This is a genomic window from Tissierella sp. (genome assembly GCF_031460495.1).
In the GTDB taxonomy this organism is placed as follows: domain Bacteria; phylum Bacillota; class Clostridia; order Tissierellales; family Tissierellaceae; genus JAVKTS01.
Genome location: NZ_JAVKTS010000003.1, coordinates 406026 through 431737, shown reverse-complemented (window position 1 = coordinate 431737; position 25712 = coordinate 406026). Strand labels below are relative to the sequence as shown.

Below are 25712 nucleotides of genomic sequence, written 5' to 3'. Positions count from 1 at the left end.
TTCCACAAAGTGTAAGTAATGTCTGTAATCTATTATCTAACATTAGAAACCTTTATATAAGTTTAATTTATACAAATATAAAATATTATAATTTCATTTTATCGAAGTTAAGTGGTATATTCAAGTTAGTATTTTATTAACTTTGGAGGTGTATTATGTTTAAAAAATTATACAACATAGCACCTGGATTGCTACTTAGTGCTTGTGTTGCAATTGTTGCAATGTTTTTGAGTAGCCTAATTCCAGGTGATATTATAGGGGCAACTGTTATGGCTCTTCTAGTTGGTATGGCATTGAATCCCATATTAAATAAATATAAGCAATTCAATGCAGGAGTAAGTTATACAGGAAAGATTGTTCTTCGTATTGGTATTATACTTATGGGTGTTAATATGAATTTTTCTGAAGTTTTAAGTGTAGGGAAATACTCACTTTTTGTAATGATCTTTACTATGGCAACTGCATTTGGTGCGGGAAACTTAATAGGTAAAATGTTCGGGATGAACTGGAAACTTACAAATCTATTGGCAGTCAGTACAGCAATATGTGGTGGTTCTGCTGTGGCAGCAGTAGGACCCGTTATTAAAGCAAAAGATGAAGATGTAGCATATGCAATTTCATCAACATTTATATTTGATGTTCTTACAGTTGTCGTATTTCCATGGATTGGTATTGCCCTTGGTATGTCTAGTATGGGATATGGTTTGTGGACAGGCACTGCTGTTAATGATACATCATCAGTTGTAGCAGCAGGCTATGCTTTTTCTGAACTTGCAGGAAATACAGCAGTTATAGTAAAACTCACAAGAACATTGTTTATAATTCCATATGTATTAATATTCTCTATTATAACAGAAAGATTAGAAGCAAAATCAAATGGTGTGCATGGGCGTACATCTGTTAACTTCAAGAAAATTTTCCCTTACTTTATTATTTTGTTTCTTGTTGTTGTAGCACTTCGAAGTACAGGTATTATACCTAATACTCTAATACCTGCTCTTTCAAAAACCTCAAAATTCTCCATGGTAATGGCTTTATCAGCTATTGGCCTTAAAACAAGTTTCGGAGATATCAAAGATATTGGGTTTAAGCCAATGATTCTGGGATTTATTGTAGATACTCTAGTAGTTTTTGTATCCATAGGTGTTCAGATAGCAACAGGAAGATTTTAGGCAAAGATGGGATAATAAATAGACTACCAACAATTGAAAAATAATCTTAAAAAATCTTGATAGATAAAATATCAAGATTTTTTAGTCTTTGAAAAGAGGTAACTATAGTAAATTTATATTGACAAATGCTAAGAAATAGTTTAGTATTAAAGTATTGTACAGAAAACAGTTTAGCGCTAAAGTGATTGGAGGTAAAATATGTTTGAAACAGATGTGGCAATGCAGCTAAAGGAGACTCATACTAGGCTTGCACAGTTAATGCAACAAAAAATAAATAAATATAATTTAAGAATTGGTTTACTTCATCTAGCAATGCTGGTTAAAAAATATCCGGATAAGAGTCAAAAGGATCTAGCTAAGGAGATGAGATTTACAGAAGGTGCTATGAGCCATTCGGTAAAGAGACTTATTCAAGAGAATATTCTTGAGCAAATACCATTGCAAACGGATATGAGATATAACAGATTAGTAGTAACCAAAAAAGGAGAAAATTTTATCAAGGATTATGAAAGCTATATACTTAAAGTATATAAGGATATCTTTATAGGATTTAAAGATGATGAACTAAATGAACTCGATAAATACTTAAAGAGAATCAATTCGAATCTAGAAAAGATAAGTAATGAAGAAATAGAAAATATTTAGAATAGGAGGGGTATATTGAGAAAATTATTACCATTAATGAAGAAATATATTGTATTTGCAGTATTGAGTCCAATATTTATGATCTTGGAAGTATTAGGAGATGTAATTATTCCATATCTTATGTCTAGAATCGTAGATGTAGGTATTGCAAATCAAGACATAGACTATATTATAAAAACTGGAATTGTGATGATATTAGTAGCACTTTTTGCTATGTTTTTCGGAGTTTCTAGCTCTTTTTTCGGTGCAAGTGCTGGGTATGGATTTGCTGCTGAAATAAGACAAAAGGTATTTGGAAAGATTCAGAGTTTTTCTTTTGCAAATCTAGATACTTTTACAGTATCATCATTAATTACACGGCTTACAAATGACTGTAATACCGTAGGACAGGTAACTATGATGAGCCTTAGAATGGCTATTAGGGCCCCATCTATGATGATTTTTGCACTTATTATGGCATTTAGTATAAATGCATCCTTGGCTAGGGTATTTCTAATATCATTGCCTGTTTTAGCTATAGCAATAACCATTGCATTAAGCAAGGCAAGACCGCTTTTCATAAAACTTCAAACTCATGTAGACAAAGTAAATGGAGTAATTCAGGAAAACTTAACAAATATGAGGGTTGTTAAGTCTTTTAACAGACAAGATTTTGAAGAAGCTAAATTTAAAGAAAAAAATGATGATTTAATGAATACAGCTCTAAAAGCTATTTCATATATAATATTCTTGATGCCTGTATTTAATTTGATTGTTTATGCTACAATAATTGCAGTATTGTGGTTTGGAGGTAAGCAAATTACAGTGGGAAGTATGAGTGGAGGAGCTCTTATATCCTTTGTAACATATATTACTCAGGTTCTTATGTCATTGATGATGATATCAATGTACTTTATGAATCTTTTACGTGGTTCTGCTTCTATATCAAGAATTTTAGAAGTTGTAAATACTGAATCTGAGATAAAGGAAATATCAAACCCAATTAATGAAATGAAGGATGGAAAAATATCCTTTGAAAATGTTAGTTTTATATATCCAGGTAGTTCTGAACATACTCTTAAGAATGTAAACTTTAGTATTAATTCTGGGGAGACTTTAGGCATTATAGGTTCAACGGGTTCTTCAAAATCCACATTGGTTCAGCTAATAGCTAGACTTTATGATGTAACTGGAGGCTCTGTAAAGGTAGGAGGAGTAGATGTAAGAGATTACGATATAGAACTACTTCGTGATAAGGTAGCCTTTGTATTACAAAAGAATACCTTATTCTCAGGTACTTTAAGAAGCAACATGAAGTGGGGTAACGAGAATGCAACTGACGAAGAGATAATAGAGGCATTAAAACATGCACAGGCCTGGGAATTTGTATCTACCTACGAGGATGGATTGGATCATATTGTAGAACAGAACGGTGATAACTACTCTGGTGGACAAAAGCAAAGACTTTCTATTGCCCGAGCTCTAATGAAGTCACCAAAAGCAATTATATTGGATGACTCTACAAGTGCTGTAGATATGACTACAGATGCCAAGATTCAAAAAGTATTTAAACAGGATCTACCTGATGTTACTACTATTATAATAGCTCAACGAATTTCATCAATACAGCAGGCAGATAGGATAATTGTTATGCATGAAGGAAATATAGAATCCATGGGTTCTCATGATGAACTGATGCAAGAATCTCCAATCTATAAAGAAATATATGAGTCACAGCAGAAAGGAGTGATTGGAGAATGATGAATAAGAAAAGTAAAGCTGCATTTAAACCAAAGGACTCCAAGAAAACCCTTATTAGGCTATTTGGTTACTTTAAATTTTACAAATTTCTATTTGTATTTGGAATACTATCAATAATCCTTTCATCCTTGGCAGAAGTAGCTGCAACTGGGATGTTAAGCCCTATAATAGATATATTTGTCAGTGGGGGATCTACTAACAATGCAATAAAATATATGCTTATAATGGCAGGATTTGTATTGGTAGTTGCCCTTGGACAGTATATAGGCAATCGCACCATGGCAGGGTTAGCTCAGAAGATAATCCATAGAATCCGTGAAGAAATGTTTGCACATATGGAAAAGCTACCAATTTCCTACTTTGATACCCATTCTCATGGAGAGCTGATGTCCACCTTTACAAATGATGTGGATATGTTGAATCAGTCACTAGAACAGGCTGTTTCCCAAATTATCATATCAATAGTAACAGTTATAGGTACTTTTATTATGATGTTAGTCATTAGTCCAGTCCTTACCCTTGTAGTAGCTATTATGCTAATATTAATGTTTGTTGTTATTAAGTTTATTGGTTCAAAATCTGCTGGTTACTTTAGAAATCAGCAGATTAGGCTTGCAGATATGAATGGCTATATCGAGGAAATGATGTCAGGGCAAAAGGTAGTAAAGGTATTTAATTATGAGGATAGAGCAATTGAAGATTTTAGGAACAGAAATGATGAATTAAGAAAATCATCATCTCGAGCTTCTACATTTGGTGTTATGCTAATGCCAATAATGGGAAACCTAACCTTTGTACTCTATTCCGTAACAGCTATGCTAGGTTCCTTTTTAGTAATTAAAGGTTCTCTTAGTGTAGGTAATATTGCTGCCTTCTTACAATATACAAGAACTATATCAAGACCTATAACTATGGTATCTAATCAACTTAATACCTTGTTTGCAGCTCTAGCGGGTGCTGAAAGAATCTTCAACATCCTGGATGAGGAAGTAGAAATGGATGAAGGTGATGTAAGACTTGTAAGGGATTGTAATGGAGTGGGTAACTGCTGTTGGAAGGTTCCAAAAGAAGATGGTAGTTATGAGAATGTTCCGGTTAATGGGTACATTACATTTAAGGATGTAGACTTTGGATATGTACCTGAAAAGCAGGTCTTAAACAACATTAATCTATATGCAAAACCAGGACAAAAAATTGCCTTTGTTGGTTCTACAGGAGCAGGAAAAACTACTATTACAAACCTTATAAACCGCTTCTATGAAATAAATAATGGTTCGATTCTTTATGATGGAGTAGATATTAGAAGAATAAATAAGTTCGACTTAAGAAGTACCATGAGTATAGTTCTGCAAGATGTTCACTTATTTGAAGGAACAGTAGCAGATAATATAAGATATGGTAGACTAGATGCTACAGATGAAGAGGTAAAAGAAGCAGCAAAGCTTGCTAATGCACACTACTTTATTAAGCATCTACCTCAAGGCTATGACACTATGCTTATAACAGATGGGCAGAACCTTTCACAGGGTGAAAGACAGCTTCTTTCCATTGCAAGAGCAGCTATTGCAGATCCTGAGATTCTTATCCTGGATGAGGCTACATCCTCAGTAGATACAAGAACTGAAAAACTTATATCTGAAGGAATGGATAAGCTTATGGAAGGTAGAACAACCTTTGTAATTGCTCATAGACTTTCTACAGTTCGTGATTCCAATGCCATTATGGTACTTGAACAAGGAGAAATAATTGAGCGTGGAGACCATGAGGGTCTAATGGCACAAAAGGGACGTTATTATGCATTAAATGCTGGAACAATTGAATTAGATTAAGAGGCAGAATCAAAACTTAATATACAAACTAAAAGAGGCGAAGTCTTCGGTCAAATTATGATCGATGGTCTTCGCTTTCTTTTATGTCAAGATATAAGTTTAAGATACTCTTACTTACTGAATCTAGCCCATGTTTCATCATCATCGGATATAGGGAATGGTTCAAGGAGTATATCTGCTACTTTTGACTCTTTTCCATAGCCAATCATCTTTCCAGTAAAAGTAAATGGACCAAGTATTGGATGTTGAACGATAATGTTAGCTACCCCTTCTTTTGTTGTAAGAACAAAACGAAAAAGTTCTGTCTCCTCATCTTCTATATCAGTAGGATCAGTTATCATGGAAGCAAATTCTGAAGCTACATAATTGTTTTCTCCTACACCACTATATCCTTCTATAATAAGAGGGGCTAAAGGGGCTAGGGAAACCTCATCAGATGATGGGATTAATGGTACAGGCTCAAAATCATCTGATGTTGGTTCTATATTGCATGTAGCTGTTTCAGAAGTATAGTCTATAGCTACTAAAAATGGTAAGTGTTGCCCTTGAAACTCACAGGCATCTTCCTTATACATTAGAATCCTTAACATAGATTCTCCTACATAATCACCTGATGCATAGCCACTTCTATTTACTAATCTCATTCTCAGTCGACCTATCATTCTGTTGCCTTCTACATATGGAATTATTTCACTTGTATCATCTACTTCAATTACCCAATCAAAATCTTCCTCTTCTAATAAAGGTTCTTCCACCAACAAAACATCTTTGTTGGGTGTATCTTCTTGATTGTTTATTATTTCAGGTGCAGGACTATTGGTATCACAACCTGTTAACAATAAAATAGATAGGACAATAATCATTTTCAATATTTTCAATAGCCCTTTTTTTACTTTGTTCATTTGCATAATAGCACCTCCATTATTTTAAATTAAAAACTAATATTTTCCTCTTTATGCTTATGTTCACTTAATTATACAATATTAAAATAATTTCCCTTGAGAAAAACTGCTTATATTTTTATTGAAAACTGATATCTCCCATACCAATTGGAGTAGATATCAAAGAAAGTATACTTATGCTAATGATATTTTATGGGAGGATTACCATCAACCTGAAAAAATGCATAATTCACAACAAGTTCTTAGGCTCCTGTAAGGATGTAATAAAGCACCATAATAAATTGCTGTATAAGTATAATTTATAGAGCTAAAGGTCAGAATAGTCTAAAAGGTGGTATTATTACATGAAAAAGGACAAAGAAATAGCACAACATTATCAAGGTAATGACAGATTACTATTTGGCATTGTAATGAGTGTCATTACTTTCTGGCTTTTCGCTCAAACAACTTTGAATATTGCACCAACAATTCGTACTGATTTAGGGATTGATGTAAATACCAGTAATATTGCTGTCAGTATAACAGCTTTATTCTCAGGCATTTTTATAGTTGTAATTGGAGGTTTAGGTGACAGGTTTGGTCGTATCAAAATTACAAAAATAGGGCTTTTTATGAGTATAATAGGTTCTCTGTTTATTGCTGCATCACCTAAAGGAACTGCAGTTTTTTTAATTACAGGACGTATTGTCCAGGGTCTTTCAGCTGCTTGTATAATGCCTAACACCTTGGCATTAATTAAGGATTACTATCAAGGGACTGAACGTCAGAGAGCTATTAGTTTCTGGTCTATTGGTTCCTGGGGAGGATCTGGTCTTTGTTCACTTTTTGGTGGATTCGTCACTTCAACTATTGGGTGGCGCTGGATATTTTGGATATCTATTATTGTTGCAATAGGAAGTTTTTTTCTAATCAATGGAACGCCAGAAAGCGTAACACCTTCTAAGGACAAATATCAGAGTTTTGACTTTGCAGGAGTTTTTACTTTTATGATTGGAATGGTAGCATTAAATATAGTCATAGGGCAGGGGGCTAGAATCGGCTGGTCAAGTCTTGTTATATTGGGCCTTGTTGCATTGTCTATTATAATGCTTTTCGATTTTTTCATGATTGAAAGAAGCAAAAAAAACAGCTTTATTGACTTTAATTTATTTAAAAATAAAACTTATACTGGAGCAGCAATTTCAAATTTTTTACTAAATGGAGCTGCTGGTACATTAATAGTGGTTTTGTCATTGGTACAGTTAGGAGCAGGGCTAACTTCTTTTCAGTCTGGTCTACTGACTATTGGGTATTTGATTGCCATTATTGTGACAATCAGGGTTGGTGAAAAGATGCTGCAAAAGTGGGGGGCTCGTAAACCGATGATTTTAGGCTGTATCATTACTGGAATTGGCATTTTTATGACATCCTTTACCTTTGTTTTAACTAGTCAATATATGGTAATAGCTACAATCGGCTTTACTTTTTTTGGAGTAGGTTTAGGTTTCTATGCTACACCATCTACGGATGCTGCCTTATCCACAGTTCCAGCAGAAAAAGCTGGTTCAGCTTCAGGAATTTATAAAATGGCATCCTCTTTAGGTGCTGCCTTTGGCGTGGCAATCTCAGCTGCAATATTTACAGGATTTAGTAATGGCAGAGTAAAGTTTATTGAAGGTTTTTTCTGGGGGCGTGTTGACAATATTTCAATACGTTATGCTGCGGCAATAGCATTGCTATTCAATTTGGTCATGGTAATAATAGCGATTATTTCTATTTTGATTACAATTCCAGCTGGTAAATCAGCAATGCGAGATTGATGGGGCTCCTAAATATTTGAAACTAAAATAATCGAGGAGTATTTTGAAAAACATTAATAGATACAAAGGGGTACTGAAGGTTTGCTGGAGGTTCAAGTATAGTGTATAGAAGACCAAGAGAAATCTTGGTCTCATTTTTTATGTTGAAGTTATAGCTATTGGGTAAGAATATCCATCTATGAACATGATTGGTGGTTTTTACTACTAGTAAACTGATATTTGATTTTAGAGATTATAATCTTAGCTTAAAAGAGAGATGGAAAGGGTATATTCTCTTATGTAATGAATATTTAACAAGACAATTATAATTTTATGCTTAAATAAGGAGGATGTATGTTTAAAAAATTCTGGTGGTTTATTTCCTATTACAAAATTAAATATATTTTAGCTATTCTTTTTTTGTTTTTGAGTAATTTAGTCGGATTGATACCGCCTTATATAACTGGTAGATTGACTGATATGATATTTGAGGGAACTATTGCTCTAAAGCCATTTCTTATTATCTTAAGTGTTAATCTGCTCATCATAATCATAAAGTATTTCTTTGCTATGGGCTGGAGCTATTTTACATTCAGAGCAGCTAATGAGATAGATTATAAAGCTAGGGACAATCTTATGAATAAGTTGTTAAAACAATCCCTAAAATTTTTCGAAGAGAATTCAACTGGTTCCCTTATGGCAAAAGCAACTAATGATGTAGATAGAATTAGTGAATTAGCTGGTTTTGGCACCCTTAGTTTGTTTGATTCCACAATGTTTCCTTTGCTTATCATAATTATGATGATGGTCGTTGTAGATGTAAAATTGACTTTAGCTTCCATAGTGCCACTTCCAATACTTGCATACTTAGTTATCTTAATTGGAAATCAGATTTATGTAAGATGGGATAAGGTGCAAAGAGCATTTGACAAACTAAATACAAATGTTCTAGAAGACATTGAAGGAATAAGGATAATTCGAGTCTTTAATCTTCAAAAATCACGATATGATAAATTTGAGAAAAGGGGACAGGACTTAGTTGATAGAAACCTGGATGTTGTAAAATATCAAGCCCTAATAACTCCTATTCAAACTATTATACCAGCACTTACATTTATCATAGCAATAGGCTATGGATCCTTTTTAATCTCTAGAGGCGAGATTTCTATAGGACAACTAGTTTCCTTTACCTATTATTTGAATATGCTAGTATGGCCCATGTATGCTTTTGGTAACTTTATCAATATCAAACAACAGGCCAGTGCATCTATGGATAGAATTCAAGAGGTATTGGATTATGAAGAAGATATTGTTGAGAGTTACCAGGCTGTGGATGTAAAGACAAATTCAGATATGGAATTTAGAAATCACAATTTCAGATACCCATCATCAAAAGAAGATATCTTAAAAAATTTAAATATTAGATTAGAAAATGGTAAATCCTTGGGAATACTAGGCAAGACTGGTTCTGGAAAATCCACTTTTTTAAAGCAATTATTAACTCTTTATCCAATGGAGACAGATAGTATATACCTTGATGGAGAAAAGATTGATAGATACACCATTTCAAGTATAAGAGAACTAACGGGGTATGTACCACAAAACCATATGATATTTTCTAAAACAATAAGGGATAATATTAAACTCTCTAAACAAGATGCTACTGATGAAGAAGTAATGGAAGCAATAAGACTTGCTGATTTGGAAAAAGATCTTAACACATTTCCTAAAGGATTAGATACACTTGCTGGCGAGAAAGGAATTTCCCTATCAGGTGGGCAGAAACAGAGAATCAGTATTGCAAGAGCCTTTTTAAAGGATCCCCATATTTTGATATTAGATGATGCAATGAGTGCTGTAGACGGAAGAACAGAAAAGAATATCATCAATAATATTGAGACCAACAGGAAAGGTAAGACTACAATTATTGCAAGTCACAGGATAAGTCAAGTTAAAGACCTTGATGAAATAATAGTTCTTGATAAGGGAAAAATCGTCGAGAGTGGAACCCATGATGAACTTCTTAAGGAAGGAAGATGGTATTTTGATCAATATATGAATCAGATAGCAAGGAGCCGTTTTGATGAAGAATAAATTGCGTAATGAATTTGTGACAAAAAAATTAAAACAATATGCTAAGAAGGAAGCGAAATCTTTATCAACTGGATTGTTGATTTCCTTTATTCGTACAGCTTTGGAAATAATAGGTCCTATTATAATAGGTTATATACTTAATAACTATATAAAATTAGGTATGACGATGTCTGATTTTGTTTCAATAGCAAAGCTTCTAGGTATTTATTTGATAGTATATGTTCTTTGCGGATTGTTTGGAAATTTGGCTCTTATTGCTTTTGAACAAGCTGCAAATAAAATTTCATTTAATGCCCAAAAGGATGTTTACAAACATGTTACTAAACTTCCAATATCATATTTTGATAATTTACCTGCTGGGGATATAGTTTCCCGAATCACAAATGATACAAATAGACTGAAGATGATGTTTCAATTAATTTTAGCAGACATGACAACTTCAACTATCATGATTGTTAGTATCTATGGAATGATTCTAATAACGAATTTTCCTGTTGCTATGTTGCTTTTAATACTAGTACCAATAATCTACATTATATTTAAAGACTTAAGGTATAAAACAGCAAAGTATACAACACTTAACCGTCAGTTTGTTGGGGATATAAATGCTAGTATCAATGAAAATATACAAAATATAGAAATTATCCAGGCATTTAACAAAGAAGATTATATAAAAAGTGAATTTAATGATATAAATGATAATATATTTAAAGCTAATTTAAAAGTCACAAAAGTTAGAAGCTACGGAGGGTACAGAGCAATTGATGCTCTAAGTTATGTGGGAACAATACTGGTTCTTTTGTACTTTGGTGTGGGCAAAATAACTGGTGATTATGCGGTTTCTGTAGGAAGTTTGTATATAGTAATAGACTATGTCTCAAAGATTTTTAACAACATAAGTACTGTTGTTACTAGATTTGGGGAATTGGAACAATCTTATGCTTCTGCGACACATGTATTCGATTTGCTTAGATTAGATACAATGGAGGAATTGCCAGAAGAACTTACAGAGGTAAAAGGTGATGTGAAATTTGAAGATGTTTACTTTGCATATGATGAGAATGATGTTCTAAAGGGTATAGATTTTGAGGTGAAAAGTGGAGAAAGTATTGCATTTGTTGGTTCTACTGGGAGTGGTAAAAGCACAATAATAAACTTAATTTTAAAATTTTATGAACCAAGGCTCGGAAATATATACATTGATGGAAAAGACAACAAAAATATTAACAGAAGTTCTCTTAGAGAGCAGATGGCTGTTGTTCTTCAAGATGCATTTCTTTTTGAAACGGATGTTAAGGACAATATAAGGCTTGATGATACTAGATTTAGTGATAAAGATATAGAAAGAGCTCTTATAGATGTAGGAGCTGATGACTTAGTAAAAAGGGGAATTAATCAGAAAATATTTGAGAAGGGTAACAATCTTAGTCAAGGTGAGAAGCAATTAATTTCATTTGCTAGGGCATATATTAGAAATCCAAAGATCCTAATACTTGATGAAGCAACATCAAATATTGATACCGAAACAGAAAAAATAATACAAAAAGGTATAAAAAAGCTAAAAGAAGATCGTACCACTATTATAATTGCTCATAGACTTTCTACAATAAAAGATGTAGATAAAATTATTGTTCTAAATAAGGGGAGGATTGTTGAGAGAGGTAATCATGAATCACTTATGGCTAAAGACGGCTTATATAAAAACATGTACGATGAACAGATGAGAAAACAAGAGATATAGAAATGGGCTAAATAGTCTAAAACACACATAATAATTTCATGCAGTGGCATACTATGGTAGGAGGTGTACACTCGTGAACTATGAAAATTGTGACTTTTCCCCAATGAAACAGAATGTAAAAAAAGAGATCAGCCAAGTAATACTTGAGCTACAAAAAAATTTAGAATCAATGGATAACGAAAATTACTGTCTGCTTAGTAACTTCGAAAAAATAAAGGAGCATTTTATAGACATTGATATGAAAGCTTCTAGTTTTTATTTGAATTGTTATTTATCTCCTTTTACAGATAAATATTCGGAATTATCCATTTGCGTTCAAAATATGTCTCATCGTAGGCATGGTGGGTTAATTGTCATTCGACGAGAAGATTCCCTTGACGATTTAATCCAGCCAGGTATTTCAATCGGAGCTGAGTTGACTCATACTCTATTAGAATCCATATTTTTTCCGGGAAATCCACTTCATGATGGTGCTGTCATGGTAAATGGTAATCAAATCGTTTCCGCAACAAATATTCTTCCACTTACGAATAGGATTGTCGGTGATAAAAAACTTGGTACTCGACACCGCTCTGCACTAGGTTTATCCGAGCGGAGTGATGCCCTAGTACTTGTAGTATCCGAAGAGACAGGTAGGGTTTCATTCGGATTTAAAGGAAATCTCTATCCCATTCATACTGGTGAATCCTAATAGTAACGAACAGTTGCCAAGAATATAAGACTTTAGAATAAAAGTATTGTTAAAACCTATGTTTAAACATAGGTTTTATTTTTTTTAACCAAACCCTTTATTTTAATAAAGTACAAGGGGCTAAGTTATTAAAATCAGGATATACTATTGATGATGTATGATTTTATGTAAGGAGAGATGTATGGATGGAGAATTCAATGTTTTGTTATCAATGTGAACAAACAATGGGTGGCAAGGGATGTACAAAAAGTGGAGTTTGTGGAAAAACCCCAGAAATTGCAAATCTACAAGATTTGTTAATATATCAGTTAAAGGGAATTTCTTGTTATGCTAAGCCCCTGATTGAGAAGGGAGAAATCATTGATAAAGAGATAGTGAAATTTGTAGAAAATGGTTTATTTACAACATTAACAAATGTAAATTTTGATGTGGATGTACATGTAAGATTATTACAAGAATCACAAAGAATAAAAGAAGCATTAAGGGATCAAGCACCGGAAGGAAAATATGTAGATGCAGCTACATATAATCTAAGCGAAACTAAAGAAGCTATGCTAAAAGATTCTGTAAAGGCAGGTATTATGTTTGACCAGAACCTAGATAATGACATCAGATCTCTAAGATCAACAGTATTGTTTGGATTAAAGGGTATGAGTGCCTATGGGCATCAAGCAAGATTTATTGAATTTAATAATGATCAAGTAGATCAATTCTATTTTTTGGCCCTTGAGTCTACTACAAATGATGATTTAGCTCTTGAAGATATGATTCGTATGACTCTAAGAGTTGGAGATATGAGTATTCAGGTAATGAAAACCTTAGATGAAGCTAATACTACAAAGTTTAGAAATCCTTCACCACATAAGGTAAATGTAAACATCAAAAAAGGACCATTCATTATAGTGTCTGGCCATGATTTGAGAGACTTAGAAATGCTTCTTCAACAAACAGAAGGCAAAGGAATAAATGTTTATACTCATGGAGAAATGTTACCTTCACATGGATATCCTGGTTTAAAGAAATATAAGCATCTTGTAGGTAATTATGGTTCAGCATGGCAAAATCAACAAAAAGAGTTTGACGATATCCCGGGATGTATATTAATGACTACTAACTGTTTGATGAGACCAAGAGAATCATATAAGGATAGGATTTTTACTACAAATGTTGTAGGTTGGGAAGGCGTAAATCATGTTAAGGTTTCACAAGATGGAACTAAAGATTTTAGCGAAATAATAAATACAGCATTAGCATTAGGTGGATTTAAAGAAGATGAAGAAGCTAAGGAGATTTTAGTAGGATTCGGACATCAAGCCACATTATCCAATGCTGAAACCATAGTTAACGCTGTTAAAGGCGGAGATTTGAGACATTTCTTTGTAATTGGAGGTTGTGATGGAGCAAAACCTGGAAGAAACTATTATACTGAATTTGCTCAAATGGTCCCAGAAGATTGCATAATTCTTACTTTAGCTTGTGGCAAATATAGATTCAATAAATTAGAATTTGGAACAGTAGCTGGACTACCTAGATTATTAGATGTAGGGCAATGTAATGATGTATACTCAGCAGTAAAAATAGCCACATCACTTGCAGATGCATTTGAAACTGATGTAAATTTTCTTCCACTGACCATTGTACTTTCTTGGTATGAACAAAAGGCCGTAGCTGACTTGCTAGCTCTATTATCACTTGGAGTAAAAGGAATGTATTTAGGGCCAAGTCTGCCAGCCTTTATATCTCCTAATGTATTACAATACTTAGTAGATACATTTAATTTAAAACCAATAAGTACAGCAGAAGATGACTTAAAGAATTCTTTAAAACAAGCAATAAGCTAGAAATCTATAAATGAGGCAAATCAGGAGGCCACTGAAAAATGAATTTTTCAGTGGCCTCAAAATTAGTAGATTTATGTGTAAAAAACAAATATAGATTCTCTGTATAGTCTTGTGATACATAGCCACTTATATAAAAAAAGGTTAGTATTATATAAAAAAAATGATGCATTTTAAATAGAATGCTTACATTTTATAATGTATAATATTTTCACAAAAACTGGTAGAGGGGGTATTATAATGATAAAGCGACATAACATATTGAAAATAATCTCTATTGCATTTATTTTAATTTCATTAACCACAACTCCTGCACATGCTTGGAAAGTAAAGACTCATGTATACTCAGCAAACCTTATTTTAGACGAAATAAGGAAAAACAATGGTTATGTAGAAATAAAACCTTATGGGAAGTTTAGAGTTGATCCTGATTTGGAGCCTTTGCTTAGGCTTTACCCTGATTTTTACAGAGCAGGTTCATTGGGTCCGGATCTCCAGCCTGACATAATAATTGGGCAGACTATATTCCATCCTGGAGTTGGTCTAAGTACTTCGGGGGAGTTTATTGAAGATCTCTGGTGGTCAGCCAACAATATTAAGGATCGTGAGCTTACGGAAAATGAAAAGATACTTTATAATTCCATGCAATCCATTGTTCATGAGCCCATCGTTAATCCTAATGATAAGAATGATCCTGCAAGTAAGTATTTAGAGGCTCATAACAGGGGTCAGGCTAGGGCCTATGTACTGGGTCTTATGGCTCATGCAGCGGGTGATTATTTTGGACATAGCTATATTAATAACTGGGCTGGAGGAAGCTGGCCTAATATGGCAGATGGTCTTTCATCGGCTGAAAAGGATATTATCAAACGACACTCAGTTATTGAAAACTATATAGATAGTAGAATTCCATCTAAGTATAAATCTAAGGACTATAATAAAATAAATTCACCTCAAAGATTTTTATTTGATAATACACTTGTGGGGGGTAATTATAATTTAGAAAATGTCTTAGACGATGACAGAAGACCAGAGTTTGTTTTAGATTATGTAGAGACTCCTCATTTAGACTTGTTCTTTGATATTCGCGATGCCTGTAAGAGAAGAATAGATAAAATCAACAGAAACAGGAATGGAGATTTATGGGATATGGCAGTATGGCTAGTTTCTGCTCAATATGCTCAAAAATCTTACTGTGAAGCATGGATAGAGGATATAGACAGAGGTCTTGGGGACTGGATAGCGGCAAATGAACGAGCTGCCCAAAAAATGCTACTTGATGGAAATGGAATGGAGCAGTATAAGGAAGAATTAAAAAAGTGGGCTGATAAACATTTGCTGAGCATGCTTGGTTTTCCTGATGTTGCTGTCTCTGTTATAAATGGTTTGGGAGTAGCTACGGATTTTGTAATGGAAATAGTACCTGATTCAATAGAAGCAGCATATAAGGAAGCAAAAGAAGATATTCTTAATTTTATGATAAGAAAATCATTCAATGTTGATTTAAAGGAATGGATGACATTATTAGACCCTCCATTAAGTGTATTGCAGACAGGAAATCTCTTTCCGGCAGGGTCCTTTGAAAGATTAAATGCTGAAATGGGCAACTTTAATACAAACACCAATACAACAGAGCAGGAGTTTGCAGCTTTTAAAAATACGCTTACATTTATGAAGCTTATGTTAATCGGTGACGAAGGTATTCAAGAATTAAGAAAGGCTGCTGGTTGTAAAGGGCCTGTTAATGATGAGTGGGAGTGGTTTACACTAACTCAATTCATTAAAAATATGGACTATGGATATAAATGGGGAGAAGAAGAACCATTAGAAGGATTTTATTTATCTGAATCATTAGAGGATAAAGAAAAAGTGGTAAATGTAATTTTTGATTTGGAGTCCAATATAAGGAAAAAAAGTTTCTCTGATATGACAAAAGGGCCAGTTGAAATTATAGCGGATAAGGGAATATATCCGGACATTTCAGTTAAGTACTATGATGCGCCAGTAGGAGGAAGAATAGGCTTATATTCTATTGATAGTTTGAAAATTGATGATGTTATGGAATATATAACTATTGATAAAAACAATACCTCAGGTACTTTCAAAACATTTGTTGAGGAGTGTAAAGGCAAGTTCCATTTTAGGATGTATAACAGAGATAATATACTAATTGCAGCCAGTGATACAATTGAGGTTATAAACAAAGACAGAGAAATAAAATTTACACATACTCCTTCATCGCCATTAAAAGCAGGTGAATACTTTAGTTTTATCTTATTCAATGGGGATTATAAAAAAGGTTATTATGGAGTATATAGTGAAAATGAAGATGATCCAGGCAAATTTGTAGGCAAAAAGGAAGAAATTAGTTTTCTAGAAGCAGAATATGAACTTTATGCTCCTGAAAATTCAGGTAGATATAAATTACGGGCTTATGACAATAATAATGTACTTCTTGCAGAAAGCAGTACTTTTAATGTTATTAAAGAGGAAGCTCCTTCAGTAAAGCCCCCTACAGAAAAAACAGATGATAGACACATGGAGGTTTTTGATAAAGGTGTAATTATGTCTTGGCCAAGTGGTAAAGGCCTCGGTTATCGCCTCTTCAGATCTACAAGAGAAAATGATTTAGGTATTTCGGTTACAGATTTTTATATTACAAGCAACTCATATGCGGATATTAATATAGAAGCAAATACCACCTATTACTATACAGTTATGCCAGTGCTTTCAGAAGCAAATCCTATGAAGGGTATGGAGGAAACTTTAGGTAATGTAATAGAAACATATATCGTAAAAACGGGAAATGATATTTTAAAATCAGACAATAAAGATAATTTCATTGTTATTCAAATTGATAATAAAGATATGAGTATTAATGGCATATCAAAAGAGATAGATGAGGGGCGAGATACTACTCCTGTTGTCATTTCATCCCGAACCATGGTTCCTATACGGGGGATTGTAGAAGCTATGGGTGGTACGGTCAGCTGGGATAACATCAATCAGCAAATCACATTGATAGCAAATGGAAACACTGTTAATATGTGGGTTGGAAAGACGGAGATAACAGTAAATGGAGTAAGGCGCCAAATGGATGTGCCCCTAATTGTTCAAAATGGACGCACATATGTACCAATACGCTTTGCAGCTGAAAATCTTAATGCGGAAGTAGAATGGATTAACAGTACAAAATCGGCGGTTATAACTTATTAAAGTTTAAAGGCTAACTGCCACCACATAACATAGTCTAATAAACCATATACATTAGAAGACGGTATTGCACAACTATAATAATCACTTGACAACATGTATGTATATGCATATAATTAAATCATAAGATATATCTTCAGGGGGAGGTGCAAATCCTCACCGGCGGTAAAGCCCGCGAGCCGAGAAATCGGTTGACTTGGTTAGATTCCAAGGCCGACAGTATAGTCTGGATGGAAGAAGATGTAGTAGACTTGAATTATTTAGCTAGTCTATTTGTGAACCCCGGAGATTTTCTTCGGGGTTTTTATGACTTAAAAAACCCCAAGAAAATATAAAACTTGGAGGGATTTTTATGTACACATTAAGTAAAGAATCGTGGAGCACAAAAACCATGGTAAAAATTTCAGTTCTAGGAGTAATATCATTTATTCTTATGTTCTTTGAAATACCAATGCCTTGGCTAGCACCAACTTTTATGAAAATTGACATCTCTGATTTACCAGCTTTAATAGGATCTTTTGCTATAGGGCCTATGGCAGGAGTAATTATCCAACTTTTAAAGAATGTACTAAATCTTTTAATTGAAGGATCTACAACTGGTGGAGTAGGAGAATTGGCTAACTTTGTAGTAGGAGCAGTATTTGCTTATACAGCAGGATTTGTTTATTACAAGAATAAGACTATTAAGAGAGCATTAATAGGACTTATATTAGGAACTGTATTGATGACAATCGTCATCACACTTGCAAATTACTTTATTATGTTTCCTTTCTATGCTAAGCTATTTGGAATGGAAATACAAGCACTTGTAGATATGGGTGCAATAATAAACAAAAATATTGTAGATTTAAAATCAATGATGTTAATCGCAGTAGTACCTTTTAATTTACTAAAAGGGGCTGTGCTAACAGTTATAACAATGTTAATATATAAAAGAGTATCACCAATATTGCATAAATAAGAACCAGTGAAAAATGAGTAATGAATAGTTAAAGGATTTTATAAAAAATGAGTCAGGAAATCTACCAAGATAACCGACTCATTTTTATTTATTTCAATTCATTCTTCGCTATAACTAATCTTATATCCTCATAAGTATATTCCTCAGGTAAAGCTTCCTTTATAGGCTTTAATTTTTCTAAGCCTACTTTATTTATAGCAGCTAATATCTCCTTTTCCTTATGGGGATCATCTATGAATCTAGACCAATCAACGACTTGACCTTTGTCTACAGATTTGGATAAATGTTCGATTATAGTGCTTATGGTAAAATTTCTTTTTTCAGACATTTCTTTTAAGGATAAACCTTCTAGATAGGCATTGTAGGTCAGTTGGTATCTATCAGCTAAATCCTCTCTAATTATTTCTTCTTTTTCAATATCTATGGAATCTATTCCCTTATCATTAGAATAGTCTTTGATTAAGCTGAGAAAATTTTCCCCATAGCTTTCATACTTCTTTAAGCCTACCCCTTTAATCGTAAGCATTGCTTCTTTGGATTGAGGAAAATAGGAGGCCATTTCCTTTAAGGTGGAATCATGAAATATCATAAATGGAGCAAATCCTCTTTCTTGAGATAGATTATATCTTAATTCTTTTAATTGTAGGAAAAGATCTTCATCAAAGCTATCTAGCAAATCTTCTGTAGATAGACCTTGTTTCTTAGAGAGAGTCTTTATTTCAATCAAATGTTTTTTATGATAGACCTTGGTATTTCCTCTTAAAATATCTCCAGCAGTTTGGGTTAATTTTAATACTGGAAATTTATCTGCTGTTATATAGACATAGCCCTTAGATACTAGAGTCATTATGATTTCCCTTAGGGAATTCTCGCCATACTCTTTCATAATCCCATAGGTGGAGACATTATCCAGGCCAAATTCTAGTAACCTTTTATTCCTTGATCCTCTTAATACTTGAATAATCATAGTAAGACCATATTTTTCTTCTACTCTATATATACATGATAGTATTTTTTGAGATTCAATAGTTATATCCACCATTTCTGATTTATCAAGACAGTTTCCACAATTATGGCAATTATCCATCTCTATATCTTCACCAAAATAATTTAATATACTATTTCTCAAGCAATCATTAGTATGGCAGTAGTCCACTAGATATTGAAGATTTTGATACAATATGCTTTCCCTTTCCATGGAGATAGGGTTACTTTGTATCAGTAGTTTTTGCTTTACAATATCTGATGGTGAGTATAAAAGAATGCAATGACTAGGCTCCCCATCACGACCAGCTCTACCTGCCTCTTGATAGTATGCTTCCATATTTTGTGGCATATTATAATGTATAACAAATCGAACATCAGGCTTGTCTATTCCCATACCAAAGGCATTAGTTGCAACAATTATTTGTAGCTTATTAAGTATAAAATCATCCTGATTTTTTTGGCGAGTATTTGAATCCATTCCACCATGATATCCTACGGCTGAGAATCCATGCTTATTTAGTTTTTCTGCAACAGATTCAACAGATTTTCTTGTAGAACAATAAATTATTCCTGAATCATTGGGAAAGTTATTCTTAATGTATTCACTTAAATAGGTAAATTTATCACTTACTTTTACTACTTGATAAAATAGATTTGGCCTATCAAATCCAATAATTGATTCAACAGGTGTTCTAAGACCAATTAATTCCTTAATCTCCTCTATGATTAATTTCGTGGCTGTTGCAGTATATGCAGCTACTATAGGGCGAGTAGGTATAGAACTAATAAATCTCGGAATTTCTACATAGGATGGTCTAAAATCATGACCCCATTGGCTGATACAATGAGCTTCGTCTATGGCAATCATAGAAACCTTTATATCTTTTATTAAATTTACAAAGGAATATGCATTTAATCTTTCAGGAGCTACATATATTATTTTATATTTACCTTCTCTTATTTCTTGTAATCGTTGATTAAGTTCATTATCACTTAAAGTACTATTTATAAATGCACCGGATATACCTATTTCGTTCAGGGAATCTACCTGATCCTTCATAAGGGCTATAAGGGGTGAAACAACGATAGTTATTCCATCTAATAAAATAGCCGGAAGTTGATAACAAAGGGACTTTCCTCCACCAGTAGGCATTATGCCCAGGACATCCTTACCATCTAAAATGGCTTTGACTATTTTTTCCTGTCCTTCTTTAAATTCCGTATATCCAAAATAGCTTTTAAGTGCCATATTAATATCCACAGAAACACCTCCGACATAATTTTATCTGTTTTTGAGATTATAATCAAGGAGAAGAAAAAACACCAGCCCCTCTGGGTCATTTTTGTTGCATATTGTTGATTTTCATTATCTTATGATATAATATAATATTAGTGATATAGATGAAAGGTTGATATTTTTGGAGATAATATTAAATGGTTTAGAAGAAACTAAGGAATTTGGTATTAAATTAGGCAGCTTATTAGAAGGTGGGGATATTCTTTGCCTTAATGGAGACTTAGGTGCAGGGAAGACTACTTTGACCAAGTCCATAGGCCTAGGTCTTGGAGTAACTGATTATATAACTAGTCCTACATTTGCCTTAATCAATGAATATACTGGAAGAAATCCAATTTATCATTTTGATGTATATAGATTAGAGAATGTAGAAGATCTTTATGATTTAGGTTTTGATGAATATTTTTATTCTAAGGGTGTATCAATCATAGAATGGGCAGAGAAAATTGAGAGATTTTTACCTAAAGAAAGAATTGTTCTTGATATAGAAAAGGGTAAAGATATAGATGCAAGGGTAATAAATATTACAGGATATGGTAATAGATATATAGAGATACTTAAGGAGTTGGAGAAAGATTGAAGATATTAGCTTTAGATACATCAACTTTAATGGCAACATGTGCAGTAATAGATGGAGATAAGGTATTGGGAGAGTATTCTCTAAATCAGGATATGAGCCATTCAGAGAAATTAGTTCCCATGATAAAGACAATCCTAGATGGCTTAGGTCTAAATATTGCTGATATAGATTTATATGGTGTTGCAATAGGGCCGGGTTCTTTCACAGGCCTTAGAATTGGAGCTGCAACAGTAAAAGGATTTGCTCATTTATTTAATAAGCCCCTAATAGGCATATCTACACTGGAGGGACTAGCATTTAACCTAGCATATAATGAGATTATTGTTCCTATGATAGATGCCAGAAGAGATAGGGTATATACAGGAATCTATACTTGGGAAGATGGTAGTATTAAGACCATAATGGAAGATGATGTAATTGCGATTAATGATTTGATGATAATCTTAGATAAATATGAGAAGATAATAGTAAATGGTGAAGGAAGCTTAGTGTATAAGGAAATAATTAAATCCTCCCTAAAGGATAAAGTAAGCTTTTCTACTATTAGCCAAAATTCTTGTAGAGCTACAAGTATAGGAGAGTTGGCCCTCATAAAATACAATGAAGGGCATAGAGATAATTATTATACTCTAATACCGGATTATTTACGGAAAACACAGGCAGAGAGAGAATTAAACGAAAGGGAGCAAAAGTAAATGAGTATTACTGTACGAGGCATGGAAGAGAAGGATTTAGATAGAGTAATGGAAATAGAGGCAGGGGCATTTACCACTCCTTGGTCCAGAGAATCCTTCACATTAGAAATTACAAAAAATCAGTTGGCAAAATATATTGTAGCTGAAATGGATAATCTTGTAGTAGGCTATGGTGGTATTTGGCTTATTATAGATGAAGGTCATATAACCAATATCGCTGCAGATGTTCATTATAGAAGAATAGGAGTAGGGGACAAATTAGTAGAGGGCTTGATTAATATATGTATAGAAAGAGGCATTGATTCAATGACTTTAGAGGTTAGGGAATCAAACATTGCTGCCCAAAATTTATATAAAAAGTATGGTTTTGTTGAAGCAGGAGTTAGACCGAAATATTATGCAGATGATAATGAAGATGCAATAATTATGTGGAAAAATTTATAGATGTGAAGGTGATTTTATGTTGACATTAGCCATAGAGACTTCTTGTGATGAGACTTCCTGTGCTGTAATTAAAGATGGTAGGGAAGTTTTATCAAATATTATATCCTCTCAAATAGAGATTCATAGAAAATTTGGAGGAGTAGTGCCAGAGATAGCCTCTAGAAAGCATATAGAAAGTATCAATCCAATTATCCAAGAGGCCTTGGATGAAGCAAATGTAGCTTTTAAAGATATAGATCTTGTAGGTGTAACTCAAGGGCCAGGTCTTGTGGGAGCTTTATTAATAGGAATATCCACAGCAAAGGCCATCGCTTATGGACTAAATAAGCCATTAATTGGTGTTAACCATATAGAAGGTCATGTCTGTGCAAATTACATTGAATTTAAGGAACTGGAGCCTCCATTTGCCTGTTTAATCGTATCAGGTGGACATACTTATTTAGTCCAAGTAAATGGATATACAGATTATGAACTAATAGGTCGAACAAGAGATGATGCTGCTGGGGAAGCCTTTGACAAAGTAGCCAGAGCTTTGGGTCTACCTTATCCTGGAGGACCTTTAATAGATAAACTATCTATGACTGGAAATAAAGATGCTATTGAGTTTCCAAGGGTAATGTTAGAGCCAAAGTCCTATGACTTTAGCTTTAGTGGACTTAAAACAGCAGTCCTAAATTATCTAAATCAAAAGGATCAAAAAGGTGAAGAAATAGTAGTCGCTGATGTTGCGGCATCTTTTCAACAGGCTGTATTAGATGTACTTGTGGATAAGTCCTTTAGATTGGCTCGTGAAAGAAATATGAATAAGATTGTAATAGCAGGTGGAGTAGCTGCAAATCAAGGTCTCAGGACTATGATGGAAGATAGAGGAAAAAAAGAAAAGATAGAAATATTCTATCCTTCTAGAACTTTATGTACAGACAATGCAGCTATGATTGGATCAGCAGCCTACTTCAATTACATTGAAGGAAAGTCATCTGACTTGGATTTAAATGTAGTGCCAAATTTAGACTTGAAATGATAAATTTTAACAAATTATTCCACAAATTGTCCACAAAATCATATCTAAGTTATTAAGAAAAATTGTGGACAATGTGGAAAATATATGGAAAACTATAAATTCTAGGCCTTGTATTGGGGATAACTCTGTGGACATTGTGCATAACTTGTGAATTATGTGTGGAACTATGCTTCAGTTAAGGAAATCCATTCATTATATAGCTTATCTAGATTATTTTGAATATCCTCTCTTTTCTTCGTCAATTCGACAATTTTCTCAGGTGTTTCATATATCGAAGGATCACATAATTCTTTATCTATATCTTCTAACTCTATTTCTTTTTCGGAGATTTTTTCTTCTAAGTTAATTATTTCTTTTCGTTTAGATTTTTCTTCCTTTAATATTTCCTTTTCTTTTTTCTTTTCCATTTTAATTTGAGTTTTTGTTTTACCATCATCTTCGTCTTCTTCATATAGAACTTCATTCTTTTTCTCTATATAATAATCATAATTGCCAAGATATTCTTTTATTCCTTCCTTAGTTAACTCAAGTATTTTAGTACTTACTCTATTTAAAAAATATCTATCATGGGATATAACAAAGAGAGTACCTTCATAGTCTAGTATAGCTTCTTCTAGTACTTCCTTAGAATCTATATCTAAATGGTTAGTAGGCTCATCCATAAGCAAGAGATTAGCATTTGAAAGCATTAGCTTCATTAGTGAAAGTCTTCCTTTTTCACCACCGCTAAGGTCTGATATTTCCTTAAATATATCATCGCCAATGAACATAAATTGACTAAGTATGGTTCTAATTTGATAATAATCAAATGTGGGATTTTCATCCCATATTTCATCTATGATGGTTTTATTTAGGTTAAGCTTAGACATTTCCTGATCAAAATAACCTGATACCACATGATGACCGATTTCTATTTTGCCAGCATCTTTTTCAATTTGCCCTAGGACAATTTTAAACAGAGTAGTTTTACCAATACCATTAGCACCAATAAGTCCAACCTTTTCGCCTCTATAAATATTAAAATTGATGTTATCTAATAATCTTAATTCCCCAAAGGTCTTTTCTAGGTTTTCAACTTTTAGAACATCTCTACCTGATTTAATCTTTGGTTCAAATTTAATTCTGCTTCTTTTTTGATCACCAGTTGGCTTGGCCAATAGCTTCATTTTATCCAGCATTTTTTGTCTGCTTTGGGCAAGACCGTGATATCTTTCTCCACCATAAGCCTTAAATCTTTGGATTATTTCCTCTTGTCGTTTTATTTCCCTTTGTTGATCTTCAAAATGCTTCTTATATATTTCCATATCTTTTTTTCTTCTAATCATAAAATTAGTATAATTAGTGTTATAAATATTTAGCTTTAAGTTTTCTATATGGAATATTCGATTTGCTACATTGTCTAAGAAATATCTATCATGGGAGATTATTAAGCTTGCACCTTTATAATCCTTTAAAAACTTCTCTAACCAGCTTATGGCATCTATATCTAAGTGGTTTGTAGGCTCATCCAATAGAAGAATATTTGGTTTTTCTAAAAGCAGCTTAGCCAAAGATAAACGAGATTTTTGTCCTCCACTAAGGATATTTACTTCTTTATCAAAGTCCTCATCCTTAAAGCCTAGGCCCTTTAAAATTCCTCTAATCTCTGATTTATATCCATAGCCATTTAAAGATACAAATTTTTCTGATAGAGAGGCATATTCATCCATCAAGGTAGTTAGTATTTCGGATTCACCTTTTTCTCCTTCAATAGATATTTCGTGCTCAAAGCTTCTCAATCTTTCCTCCATTTTAATAAGAGATTCAAAGACTTCTAAGCATTCATCGAAGATATTCTTTTCAGATTCTATTTTAGTATGTTGTTTTAAATATCCAATTTTCATTCCTTTTTGGATATATATTTCGCCACTATCCTGGGTGATTTCTCCAGCTAATATATTAAAAAGAGTAGTTTTACCTGAGCCATTTAGGCCAATTACTCCTATTTTATCTCCATCTTCTACAGTAAAGCTAAGACTATCTAAAATAGTTTCTATTATATATGATTTAGTTATATTGCTACATGAAAGGACTAACATTAAATT

The 25712-nt window shown here is 33.2% G+C and carries 18 protein-coding genes and 1 riboswitch; of the genes, 15 read left to right on the top strand and 3 right to left on the bottom strand.

What is annotated here, in order from left to right:
* Positions 1-155: 155 nt before the first annotated feature.
* The 4 genes from RIN63_RS09755 (at position 156) to RIN63_RS09740 (ending at position 5386) form a co-directional block, all read left to right on the top strand.
* Positions 156-1172 (top strand): YeiH family protein, encoded by a 1017-nt coding sequence (locus tag RIN63_RS09755; RefSeq protein WP_310444541.1) that lies wholly within the window; start codon positions 156-158, stop codon positions 1170-1172.
* 198 nt (positions 1173-1370) lie between these two features.
* Positions 1371-1817, top strand: a complete 447-nt coding sequence (locus RIN63_RS09750) for a MarR family winged helix-turn-helix transcriptional regulator (RefSeq protein WP_310444540.1) — start codon at positions 1371-1373, stop codon at positions 1815-1817.
* Positions 1818-1832: 15 nt separating this feature from the next.
* Entirely contained in the window at positions 1833-3557 is a 1725-nt protein-coding gene (locus tag RIN63_RS09745; protein WP_310444539.1) for an ABC transporter ATP-binding protein, read from the top strand.
* Positions 3554-5386 carry an ABC transporter ATP-binding protein gene (locus tag RIN63_RS09740; RefSeq protein ID WP_310444537.1) on the top strand — a complete coding sequence of 611 codons (1833 nt, stop codon included), beginning with the start codon at positions 3554-3556 and terminating at the stop codon, positions 5384-5386. The genes RIN63_RS09745 and RIN63_RS09740 overlap by 4 nt, the downstream gene beginning before the upstream one ends.
* Before the next feature lie 110 nt (positions 5387-5496).
* On the opposite strand, the gene RIN63_RS09735 is transcribed toward RIN63_RS09740, so the two are convergent.
* A complete protein-coding gene (locus RIN63_RS09735; RefSeq protein WP_310444536.1) occupies positions 5497-6294 on the bottom strand; it encodes a hypothetical protein in 798 nt (265 codons plus the stop codon).
* 338 nt (positions 6295-6632) lie between these two features.
* Here RIN63_RS09735 and RIN63_RS09730 point away from each other — a divergent pair, with 338 nt between their 5' ends.
* The 7 genes from RIN63_RS09730 to RIN63_RS09700 all read left to right on the top strand — a co-directional run bounded on the left by RIN63_RS09730 (position 6633) and on the right by RIN63_RS09700 (position 18604).
* Positions 6633-8087 (top strand): MFS transporter, encoded by a 1455-nt coding sequence (locus RIN63_RS09730; protein WP_310444535.1) that lies wholly within the window; start codon positions 6633-6635, stop codon positions 8085-8087.
* 333 nt (positions 8088-8420) lie between these two features.
* The gene (locus RIN63_RS09725) at positions 8421-10160 is read left to right on the top strand and encodes an ABC transporter ATP-binding protein (protein ID WP_310444534.1); all 1740 of its coding nucleotides are present in this window, start codon (positions 8421-8423) and stop codon (positions 10158-10160) included.
* Complete coding sequence (locus RIN63_RS09720; RefSeq protein ID WP_310444533.1) at positions 10150-11901, top strand: ABC transporter ATP-binding protein; 1752 nt, start codon at positions 10150-10152, stop codon at positions 11899-11901. The genes RIN63_RS09725 and RIN63_RS09720 overlap by 11 nt, the downstream gene beginning before the upstream one ends.
* A 73-nt stretch (positions 11902-11974) precedes the next feature.
* Positions 11975-12592 (top strand): sporulation-specific diadenylate cyclase CdaS, encoded by a 618-nt coding sequence (cdaS, locus tag RIN63_RS09715; RefSeq protein WP_310444532.1) that lies wholly within the window; start codon positions 11975-11977, stop codon positions 12590-12592.
* 185 nt (positions 12593-12777) lie between these two features.
* Positions 12778-14433 carry a hydroxylamine reductase gene (gene hcp / locus RIN63_RS09710; protein ID WP_310444531.1) on the top strand — a complete coding sequence of 552 codons (1656 nt, stop codon included), beginning with the start codon at positions 12778-12780 and terminating at the stop codon, positions 14431-14433.
* A gap of 237 nt (positions 14434-14670) precedes the next feature.
* Positions 14671-17646 carry a copper amine oxidase N-terminal domain-containing protein gene (locus RIN63_RS09705; protein ID WP_310444530.1) on the top strand — a complete coding sequence of 992 codons (2976 nt, stop codon included), beginning with the start codon at positions 14671-14673 and terminating at the stop codon, positions 17644-17646.
* A 125-nt stretch (positions 17647-17771) separates the two neighbouring features.
* Positions 17772-17889, top strand: a riboswitch (FMN riboswitch).
* Positions 17890-17995: 106 nt separating this feature from the next.
* Positions 17996-18604, top strand: coding sequence for an ECF transporter S component (locus RIN63_RS09700; protein WP_310444529.1), 609 nt, complete (start codon positions 17996-17998; stop codon positions 18602-18604).
* 88 nt (positions 18605-18692) lie between these two features.
* Here RIN63_RS09700 and recQ read toward each other — a convergent pair whose 3' ends face one another.
* Complete coding sequence (recQ, locus tag RIN63_RS09695; protein ID WP_310444528.1) at positions 18693-20852, bottom strand: DNA helicase RecQ; 2160 nt, start codon at positions 20850-20852, stop codon at positions 18693-18695.
* A 157-nt stretch (positions 20853-21009) separates the two neighbouring features.
* Between recQ and tsaE the strand changes: the two genes are divergently transcribed.
* From tsaE to tsaD, 4 genes are read left to right on the top strand one after another with little or no spacing between them, the layout of a single operon-like run.
* On the top strand, positions 21010-21468 hold the full coding sequence (gene tsaE, locus RIN63_RS09690; protein ID WP_310444527.1) for a tRNA (adenosine(37)-N6)-threonylcarbamoyltransferase complex ATPase subunit type 1 TsaE: 459 nt from the start codon (positions 21010-21012) through the stop codon (positions 21466-21468).
* The gene (gene tsaB, locus RIN63_RS09685) at positions 21465-22163 is read left to right on the top strand and encodes a tRNA (adenosine(37)-N6)-threonylcarbamoyltransferase complex dimerization subunit type 1 TsaB (RefSeq protein WP_310444526.1); all 699 of its coding nucleotides are present in this window, start codon (positions 21465-21467) and stop codon (positions 22161-22163) included. The genes tsaE and tsaB overlap by 4 nt, the downstream gene beginning before the upstream one ends.
* Positions 22164-22607 (top strand): ribosomal protein S18-alanine N-acetyltransferase, encoded by a 444-nt coding sequence (gene rimI / locus RIN63_RS09680; protein ID WP_310444525.1) that lies wholly within the window; start codon positions 22164-22166, stop codon positions 22605-22607.
* A gap of 16 nt (positions 22608-22623) precedes the next feature.
* Positions 22624-23628 carry a tRNA (adenosine(37)-N6)-threonylcarbamoyltransferase complex transferase subunit TsaD gene (gene tsaD / locus RIN63_RS09675; protein WP_310444524.1) on the top strand — a complete coding sequence of 335 codons (1005 nt, stop codon included), beginning with the start codon at positions 22624-22626 and terminating at the stop codon, positions 23626-23628.
* A gap of 164 nt (positions 23629-23792) precedes the next feature.
* Here tsaD and RIN63_RS09670 read toward each other — a convergent pair whose 3' ends face one another.
* Positions 23793-25706 (bottom strand): ABC-F family ATP-binding cassette domain-containing protein, encoded by a 1914-nt coding sequence (locus tag RIN63_RS09670; protein ID WP_310444523.1) that lies wholly within the window; start codon positions 25704-25706, stop codon positions 23793-23795.
* Positions 25707-25712: the final 6 nt, after the last annotated feature.

Excerpts from the sequence above, each read along its gene's own strand:
- rimI (WP_310444525.1), top strand. The coding sequence starts at position 22,164 with ATGAGTATTACTGTACGAGGCATGGAAGAGAAGGATTTAGATAGAGTA.
- RIN63_RS09740 (WP_310444537.1), top strand. The coding sequence starts at position 3,554 with ATGATGAATAAGAAAAGTAAAGCTGCATTTAAACCAAAGGACTCCAAG.
- RIN63_RS09705 (WP_310444530.1), top strand. The coding sequence starts at position 14,671 with ATGATAAAGCGACATAACATATTGAAAATAATCTCTATTGCATTTATT.
- RIN63_RS09730 (WP_310444535.1), top strand. The coding sequence starts at position 6,633 with ATGAAAAAGGACAAAGAAATAGCACAACATTATCAAGGTAATGACAGA.
- RIN63_RS09750 (WP_310444540.1), top strand. The coding sequence starts at position 1,371 with ATGTTTGAAACAGATGTGGCAATGCAGCTAAAGGAGACTCATACTAGG.
- RIN63_RS09735 (WP_310444536.1), bottom strand. The coding sequence starts at position 6,294 with ATGCAAATGAACAAAGTAAAAAAAGGGCTATTGAAAATATTGAAAATG.
- RIN63_RS09670 (WP_310444523.1), bottom strand. The coding sequence starts at position 25,706 with ATGTTAGTCCTTTCATGTAGCAATATAACTAAATCATATATAATAGAA.
- RIN63_RS09725 (WP_310444534.1), top strand. The coding sequence starts at position 8,421 with ATGTTTAAAAAATTCTGGTGGTTTATTTCCTATTACAAAATTAAATAT.
- hcp (WP_310444531.1), top strand. The coding sequence starts at position 12,778 with ATGGAGAATTCAATGTTTTGTTATCAATGTGAACAAACAATGGGTGGC.
- tsaD (WP_310444524.1), top strand. The coding sequence starts at position 22,624 with ATGTTGACATTAGCCATAGAGACTTCTTGTGATGAGACTTCCTGTGCT.
- RIN63_RS09700 (WP_310444529.1), top strand. The coding sequence starts at position 17,996 with ATGTACACATTAAGTAAAGAATCGTGGAGCACAAAAACCATGGTAAAA.
- RIN63_RS09755 (WP_310444541.1), top strand. The coding sequence starts at position 156 with ATGTTTAAAAAATTATACAACATAGCACCTGGATTGCTACTTAGTGCT.
- RIN63_RS09720 (WP_310444533.1), top strand. The coding sequence starts at position 10,150 with ATGAAGAATAAATTGCGTAATGAATTTGTGACAAAAAAATTAAAACAA.